Here is a 7698-nt window from a genome sequence, read left to right as displayed (position 1 = left end):
GCGCCCGGCCGTGGTCGTCCTACTGGCGATGATGGCGGCGGAGGGCACGTCGGTCCTGCGGAACGTGTACGTCATCAACCGCGGGTACGAGGACCTGGCCGAGCGGCTGAACTCGGTGGGGGCGCAGATCGAGATCTTCCGGGACATTTGATACGCGAATGCCGCCGCACCCTGTCTGACCTGCTACTTAGCGGGTCAGGATGAGGTGCGGCGGCATCTCTGGGACTTTCTGGGACTTTGGGCTCGCGGTGGGCTACGAGCCACGCTCCACAGGCTCTGCCGACCGGCCGCGGCTACACGAAGATCGCGTCGATGGCAGCGCTGCCTCGTGCGCCGGCGCGGGGCAGGAAGTGGGAGTACTTCCGCAGCGTGAACCCGGGGTCGGAGTGCCCCAGCCAGCGGGCCAGGGAGACGATCGATTCGCCAGCCTCCAATTCCTCGGAGGCGTAGAAGTGGCGCAGGGCGTGGAAGCCGTGCTCCCGGGACGGCTCCCAGACACGAGCGCCGTCGGCGCTGCCCTCTTCGAGTGGAGCGATCACGCCCGCCGCGGCCAGAGCGGGCTTCCACACGTAGGAGTTGAAGTAGTTCCGGTTGACGGCCTTCCGCTCGCGTCCCGTCACCAGGAGGCTGTAGGTCCTCGGCCGTCGGTGTTTGGCTCCCACCGGCGTCTCGGCCGGAGTCGGGTCGTCCCAAGGCAGAGTGACCGGCACCGGCGCGAACTGCTCCATGTGCTGCCGGATGGCCCGGGCCACGCTGGCCGGCAGCGGCACGTCCCGGACCTTGCGCCCCTTGGGAAGCGCGAAACACAGCTTCGCCCGAACCATCTTGACCTGCCGCCGGACGTGCACGACTTCCTTCGCGAAGTCGATGTCGTCCGCTGAGAGCCCGAGCGCCTCCCCTTGGGGAGCCCGAGACCTGCTCCGATCACGAGGAGGAGCCGGTAGCGATCCGGCAGGGCCGCCCGTACCGCCAGGACCCGTTCGGGCGGCCACGCCTCGACCCTGCCGGGTGCGGCAGCCGGAGGGCCGACCGTACTGGACCGGCATGGGTTGCGTCCGAGGCGACGGTCCTCGACGGCGGCCGACCGCCGACCCGGTCCACCTCGCCCGGCTCTTCGGCATCCACCCCGGTGTCGCGGTGAAGTACGTGCAGACCGCACACCCGGACAAGGCCCTGCCAGCGATCCGCTGACCGGGCGACACTCCCGCCGCCGCCTGCTCACGGTGGACACCTTCGACCATGTCCTCGACCTGGTCCCTGCCGGAGCCGATACTCGCCACCCCCGCACCCCACACTCCACCCTGGGCACGCGGCCGAACTCAAGTTATGGACAGGGTTTGAAGCTGTCCGTTGTCCACACCAACGAGAGAAACAGGTCTTCCGCGTAGACGCTGGTGCCGCCGATTCCGGCGGTGGCGATAGCGGTGGTGCGGACGCCGATGTCGCCCGCGACGTGGGTGAACGTGATTGCGGTGGCCCTCCGCCCACCCGGCCTGGTACTGCGAGTTCAGGAGGGCAGTACTCCTGTTTCAGTAGCCGAAGTGTCGTCGGGGGCAGGCAGACGGGAGCGGTCCTGGTGGAGAGCCTGGGGAGGTACCCGAATCAGATGTGGAGACCTCCTTCCCGTGGCTGCTCTTCTCTACCGACTGGGCCGTATGGCCTTTCGACGACGCCGGCTTGTGACTGCCCTGTGGGTGGTCGTGCTGGGCGCCGTCGGGTTCGCCTCGACCAAGGCGCCCGCACCTCCCGATGACACCGCTTCGATGAACGGCATCGAAGCACAGAGTGCCTATGACCTGCTGCAGAAGCGTTTCCCCGGCACGTCCGACAATGCCGACACGGCATCGGCCAAAATCGTCTTCGTCGCTCCGGAGGGACAGAAGGTCACTGCCTCCGACAACCGCGCCACGATCGAGAAGCTGGTCGATGAGGCCGGCGAGGGCAGTCAGGTGGAGGCGGCGGTCAGCCCCTTCCAGGCGGGTGCGGTCAGCAAGAACGGTTCCACCGCGTATGCGATCGTCACCTACAAGGCGAAGTCCAAGGACATCACCGACTCCACCAAGCAGTACCTGCAGACAGCCGTGGACGAGGCCCGCAAGGCGGGTCTGACCGTGGACGTCGGCGGCTCGGTGCTGGCCAGTCAGCCCGCGGCGGGCGGTTCGAGTGAGGCGATCGGTATCGCCATCGCCGCGCTGGTGCTGCTGGTGACCTTCGGTTCCCTGACGGCTGCCGGACTGCCGCTGCTGACGGCCGTCCTCGGTGTCGGCCTCAGCATGGTGTCGATCATGGCGCTCGGCAGCACGTTCGGGCTGTCCACGACGAGCAGCAGCCTGGCATCGATGCTGGGTCTGGCGGTCGGTATCGACTATGCGCTGTTCGTCGTGTCCCGGTATCGCGAGGAACGGGCCAAGGACCGCGTCCCGCAGGAGGCCGCCGGCCTGGCCGTCGGAACGGCTGGATCGGCGGTGGTGTTCGCCGGGCTGACGGTGGTGATCGCGCTGGCGGGGCTCTCTGTGGTCGGGGTTCCGACTCTGACGAAGATGGGTCTGTCGGCGGCCGGGGCCGTCGTGATCGCCGTCCTGGTCGCCCTGACTCTCGTACCAGCCCTGCTTGGTCTGTTCCCGAACGCCGTTCTGTCCCGCCGCATCAGGAAGGGCAAACAGAAAAGCGGCACGAGGCGGAACGCCGGAGCCCGCTGGGCCCACTTCGTGCTGCGCCGCCCGGTGCCGGTACTGCTGGCCTCGGTCGCGGTGCTGGGGGCGCTGGCGCTGCCGGTGATGGACTTGCAGTTGGGCATGCCCGGGGATGAGTCGAAGTCCACCGCGACCACGGAACGGCGCGCCTACGACGAGCTCGCCGAGGGGTTCGGTCCCGGCTTCAACGGTCCGCTGACCGTGGTCGTGGACGCGCAGGGCGCGAAGGACCCGAGGACGGCGGTCGCCGCGATCACAGAGAAGATCGCCGACACAGCGGGAGTCGTGTCCGTCTCAACCGCGAGCTTCAACCCGGCCGGGGACACCGCCCTCTTCACCGCTACTCCCTCCACTGCGCCCACCAGTGAGAAGACCAAGGACCTGGTCCGGGCGATCCGGGGCGAGCGCGAGAGTCTGCGGTCCGAGACCGGTGCGACGTTCCTGGTCTCCGGTACGACGGCAGTGAACATTGACGTCGCGCAGAAGATGCAGAGCGCTCTGGTCCCCTATCTGGCCGTCGTGGTGGGGCTGGCCTTTCTGCTGCTACTCGTGGTCTTCCGTTCGGTACTCGTGCCGCTCAAGGCCGCCGTCGGGTTCCTGCTGTCCGTGCTCGCAGCCCTCGGCGCGGTCGTCGCCGTCTTCCAGTGGGGCTGGGCGGCCGATCTGATCGGCCTGCAGCAGACCGGGCCGATCATGAGCACCATGCCGATCATGATGGTGGGCATCGTCTTCGGTCTGGCCATGGACTACGAGGTGTTCCTGGTCTCTCGGATGCGGGAGGCATACATCCACGGAGAGCGGCCCGCCGATTCCGTGGTCAGCGGGTTCCGGCACAGCGCCCGTGTCGTGGTGGCCGCCGCGCTGATCATGATCGCTGTCTTCTCCGGGTTCGTCGGGGCCGGACTGGCCATGATCAAGATGATCGGCTTCAGCCTGGCCGTGGCCGTGCTGTTCGACGCCTTCCTGGTCCGGATGGTCTTCGTCCCGGCAGTGTTGGCCCTACTCGGAAAGAGGGCCTGGTGGCTGCCGCACTGGCTCGACCGGCGCCTGCCCCACGTGGACATCGAGGGTGAGGCTCTCACCGGCGGAAGGGCCGCAACCCCGAAGCCGGCCGTCGACAAGGCATCGGCGCTGAACTGAACCGGCGTCTGCGTGCGCGGCCCGCAGGGCTTTCCGCGGCTTCATGGGAAGCCCTGCCGGTGTCGCCGCGCTCAGTGACCGATCATGGACGACGTACCCCCCGACCGGAGCACCTGATGACCGCCCGCTGGCAGCACTACGCACAAAATCATCCGCACGCCGTCGACGCGGCGCTCATCGCAGTGCTGTGCGTACTGTCCGGGCCGGTAGCCCTCTACAGCAGCGACAGCTTTGCCGAGGGACTGGGCTGGTGGTCGGCCCTGCCCCTGGCCGTCGTGGCCTCCTTCGCCATGCTGTGGCGCCAGAGCCACCCCCGGACCGTACTCGTCGTCACGGCGGTGTGCGCCAGCGCGGCCGGCGGAGTCGGCTACCTGCTCACTCCCATGCTGCTGGCGCCGGTCATCGCGGCCTTGTACGAGCTGGCCGTGCAGATCCCGCGCAGGACCGCATACACATGGTGCCTCGCCATGACGGCGATGATCGTGCTGTCAGCGGTCATCGGAAACCGCAACGGACACCCCTGGCCCCTGGCCATCATCAACCCGGTCCTGTGTCTCCTGCTGCCGGTGGCCCTGGGGACTGCGGCGCAGACCAGGCACGCTTACCTCGAAGCGGTCAAGGTGCGAGCCGAATACGCCGAACGCAGCCGTGAGGAGGAAGCCCGTCACCGCGTCGCCGAAGAGCGCGTGCGGATCGCCCGCGAGCTGCACGACGTCGTCGCCCACCACCTGGCGCTCGCCAACGCGCAGGCCGGCACCGCCACCTTCCTCGCGCAGACCAGCCCGCACAAGGTTGCCCCCATGGTCGCCCAGCTCGCCTCCATCACCTCCTCGGCGCTGCGGGAGCTCAAGGCCGCCGTCGGGCTCCTGCGCCGGCCCGACGACCCCGACTCACCTCTGGAACCGACTCCCGGCCTGCGCCAACTGCCCGGCCTTGTCGACTCCTTCGCCGCGGCCGGCCTTGGTGTCGAGGTCGCCGTTGACGGTGAGCAGCAGCAGTTGTCGCCCGGCGTGGACCTGACGGCGTACCGGATCGTGCAGGAAGCCCTCACCAATGTCACCAAGCACGCGCCGAAAAGCACCACGCAGGTCAGGCTCGCCTACGGCCGCGACAGACTGACCGTCACCATCACCAACGAGCCCTCCGCCCGCGAGCCGGCCCCGGCCAGTCCCGGCGACGGGTTCGGCCTGATCGGCATGCGCGAACGCGCCCGCTCCGCCGGCGGCCGCTTCGACGCCGGCAGACGCCCCGACGGCGGCTTCACCGTGACCACCGAACTGCCGATCCTCCACTGACCCCGGAGAAGACAACGCCCATGCCCATCCGCATCCTGCTCGCCGACGACCAAGAACTCCTGCGCATCACCTTCCGGATCCTCATTGAGGAGAATCCCGACATGGAGGTGGTCGGCGAAGCATCCGACGGAGCGCAAGCCGTCGCCCTCACCCGAACCCACCGTCCCGACATCGTCCTGATGGACATCCGCATGCCCGGCACCGACGGCCTCGCCGCCACCACCGCCATCTGCCGGGACCCGAACCTCGCCGCGACCCGCGTGCTCATCCTCACCACCTTCGAGACCGACGAATACGTCGCCCGGGCGCTGCGAGCCGGGGCCAGCGGATTCCTCGGCAAGGACGTCTCCGCGTACACCCTGCTGGACGGCATCCGCACAGTCGCCTCCGGCGAGGCCCTCCTGTCTCCCACCGCCACCCAAACCCTCATCACCCGCTTCCTCACCACCGCCGACCCCCAGTCGGACCCGCCGCCAGAACTGACCGCACTCACCACTCGGGAACGCGAAGTGATGGCCCTGGCCGCTGAAGGCAAAACCAATACAGAGATCGCCGACGACCTCGTCCTCAGCCCCCTGACCGTCCGCACCCACATCCAGCGCGCGATGAACAAACTCGGCGCCCGCGACCGCGCCCAACTCGTCGTCATCGCCTACCAGAGCGGCCTTGTACACCCCCGGCCACGCACGAACGGCACCACCGATGATCGGTAACAGCAGCAGCACAGAGCCCGCCCAAACAGAAGAGGGGCGCCGCCGACCGGGCCGGTGACAGTCGGCCACGGAACTCCGAGAAACTGTCGGTTGCATGGCAGTGTTCCGCCGAGGCGCCTCGGCGGAACACTGCCATGCGTCACACGTTCGTCAGTGCGTAGGTTTCGAGGCCTCCCGCTTGAACAGCTTCAGCGGCACCCGGCTGAGATTGGAATCCAGGGAGGAGCCGTTGCGTCCGTCGGCCCACGTGACGTACACGTAGCCGTCGGCGAGGGTGATCCCCGACCAGCGGTCACCGGGAGGGCCCATCTCGCCGATTGGCTCGGTCACGTGGTTGACCTGCACGGGGGCACTGAACGAGCATCCGTGGTCGAATGAGACGACCGAGAACGCGTCACCCGTGGTGGTCCGCCACATGACACCCAGATCGCCGTTGGCGCCGAAGCCGATCGCCGGACGATGGGCGTTCGGGGTGGAGATCGTCGCCGGTCCGGTCCAGGTCTTGCCGGCGTCCGGGGTGACGTACACCTCCAGGGTGTTGGAGTCCCGGGGCACCATGACGGCGAACCGGCCTCGGTGGGAGGGATCGGCCGCCACCCACGGGACGGGGTCGGCTGCCGCACCCAGCCCAGGAGTCGGCACCAGAGACCCGGTGCCCGCCGCAACGGGCGTTCCCTGGCCGTCGTTCACCGTCGTGTTCGTCCACGTCTTGCCGTCGTTGCGGCTGACGTGAAAGTTCACCGGCTTGCCCGCCTCCTGGGATGCGGAGACGAGGATCCCGCCGTACACGGCGATCTCACGCCCCGGATAGCCGCACACGAGCGGGATGCCCGGCGCCACCTCGATGCAGGGCATCGGGCCCGGGATCACCCGCGAGTCACTGCTGAACGTCTTGCCGCCGTCCGCGCTGACGGAGACCGCACTCGGGTACTCCCACGCCGCCCCGGCGACCGCGTAGACCTTGCCGGTCGCGGCGTCCACCCGCATCTTCGGGGCACCGCCGAGCAGAAGCGGTGTGGACACCGGGTCGGTCCAGGTCCTGCCGCCGTCCGACGACTTCGCGACCTGGTTGTGGTTGAGCAGATTCGCGTCCAGACCTGAGCTGACCTGGTTGTTGTCGACGTATACGGTGCCCTTCGCGTCGAACTGCACGCTCGGCTCACCGCACTTGGGCGCCGTGTCGCCCAGCGGCCACGCCACCCGGGTCCACGTGTCGCCTCTGTCGTTCGAGTAGGCCAGGAAACACCCGCCGTCGACCGGCTCCAGGCCCGGTGACGGCGGAAAGATCGTCGAGACGAAGACGAGATTCTTCGGGTTCCTCGGGTTGACGGCGACCGTCGGCTGACCCTCTTTGGTGGCCGGCATGTTGGTGACATCGACCTCGTGAACGGTTGCATGGCCGCCCGCGCCCCGCGGTGCCGCCACGGCGGCGGGTGAACCACACAGCAGAAACAGTACGGAAAATGCCGCGGAGCCCAACTTCGTGGACGAACTGCTGAATAGCGCCATGTCGATCCTCAATTCTCACCTCTGGCAGAACGGGATTCTTTTCTGCAAGGCACCGGGCCGGAAACGATCCCACTGGAGTGCCGCCGCGGTGGGCTGGGGCTCTGGGTGTCTGCGAGCCATCAGAGAATGACAGGGCTTCAGGAGGGATGGCGTCGTGCAGGTGCAGGCCGGTGAGTACTGCTCTGGCCTGCCACGGAACCCGGCATCTCCTGCCACAGCAATATTGACATGCCCACCGCCCCCCAACTCGACGTCCTGACCAAGGACATGACCTTCTCGCTGACGACCATCCGCGTCAGCGAGCGCCGCAGACCCGATCGCCCAGAACGGGGTCCGGCCCGCTCGGCG

Annotated in this window: 6 protein-coding genes and 1 pseudogene; 5 read left to right on the top strand and 2 right to left on the bottom strand. The window is 68.2% G+C overall.

What is annotated here, in order from left to right:
- Nucleotides 1–151, top strand: a pseudogene (locus FNH08_RS38935) (UDP-N-acetylglucosamine 1-carboxyvinyltransferase); the annotation flags it as partial.
- 142 nt (nt 152–293) lie between these two features.
- Here the strand turns inward: FNH08_RS38935 and FNH08_RS52555 are convergent.
- Nucleotides 294–848 (bottom strand): integrase, encoded by a 555-nt coding sequence (locus FNH08_RS52555; RefSeq protein ID WP_322726185.1) that lies wholly within the window; start codon nt 846–848, stop codon nt 294–296.
- A gap of 196 nt (nt 849–1044) precedes the next feature.
- Here FNH08_RS52555 and FNH08_RS51170 point away from each other — a divergent pair, with 196 nt between their 5' ends.
- From FNH08_RS51170 to FNH08_RS38915, 4 genes are all read left to right on the top strand, one after another.
- Complete coding sequence (locus FNH08_RS51170) at nt 1045–1191, top strand: hypothetical protein (protein WP_194238771.1); 147 nt, start codon at nt 1045–1047, stop codon at nt 1189–1191.
- Between the two features lie 434 nt (nt 1192–1625).
- The gene (locus FNH08_RS38925) at nt 1626–3833 is read left to right on the top strand and encodes an MMPL family transporter (protein ID WP_322726184.1); all 2208 of its coding nucleotides are present in this window, start codon (nt 1626–1628) and stop codon (nt 3831–3833) included.
- Between the two features lie 116 nt (nt 3834–3949).
- Nucleotides 3950–5128, top strand: a complete 1179-nt coding sequence (locus FNH08_RS38920) for a sensor histidine kinase (RefSeq protein ID WP_152776249.1) — start codon at nt 3950–3952, stop codon at nt 5126–5128.
- 20 nt (nt 5129–5148) lie between these two features.
- Entirely contained in the window at nt 5149–5841 is a 693-nt protein-coding gene (locus tag FNH08_RS38915; protein WP_152776248.1) for a response regulator transcription factor, read from the top strand.
- 150 nt (nt 5842–5991) lie between these two features.
- On the opposite strand, the gene FNH08_RS38910 is transcribed toward FNH08_RS38915, so the two are convergent.
- Nucleotides 5992–7206, bottom strand: a complete 1215-nt coding sequence (locus FNH08_RS38910) for a sialidase family protein (RefSeq protein WP_228034624.1) — start codon at nt 7204–7206, stop codon at nt 5992–5994.
- Nucleotides 7207–7698 lie beyond the last annotated feature (492 nt).

It is taken from the genome of Streptomyces spongiae, from assembly GCF_009377185.1.
In the GTDB taxonomy this organism is placed as follows: Bacteria; Actinomycetota; Actinomycetes; order Streptomycetales; family Streptomycetaceae; genus Streptomyces; species Streptomyces spongiae.
The sequence above is the reverse complement of the archived record's forward strand: the minus strand, read 5'-3'. Positions and strand labels throughout refer to the sequence as shown.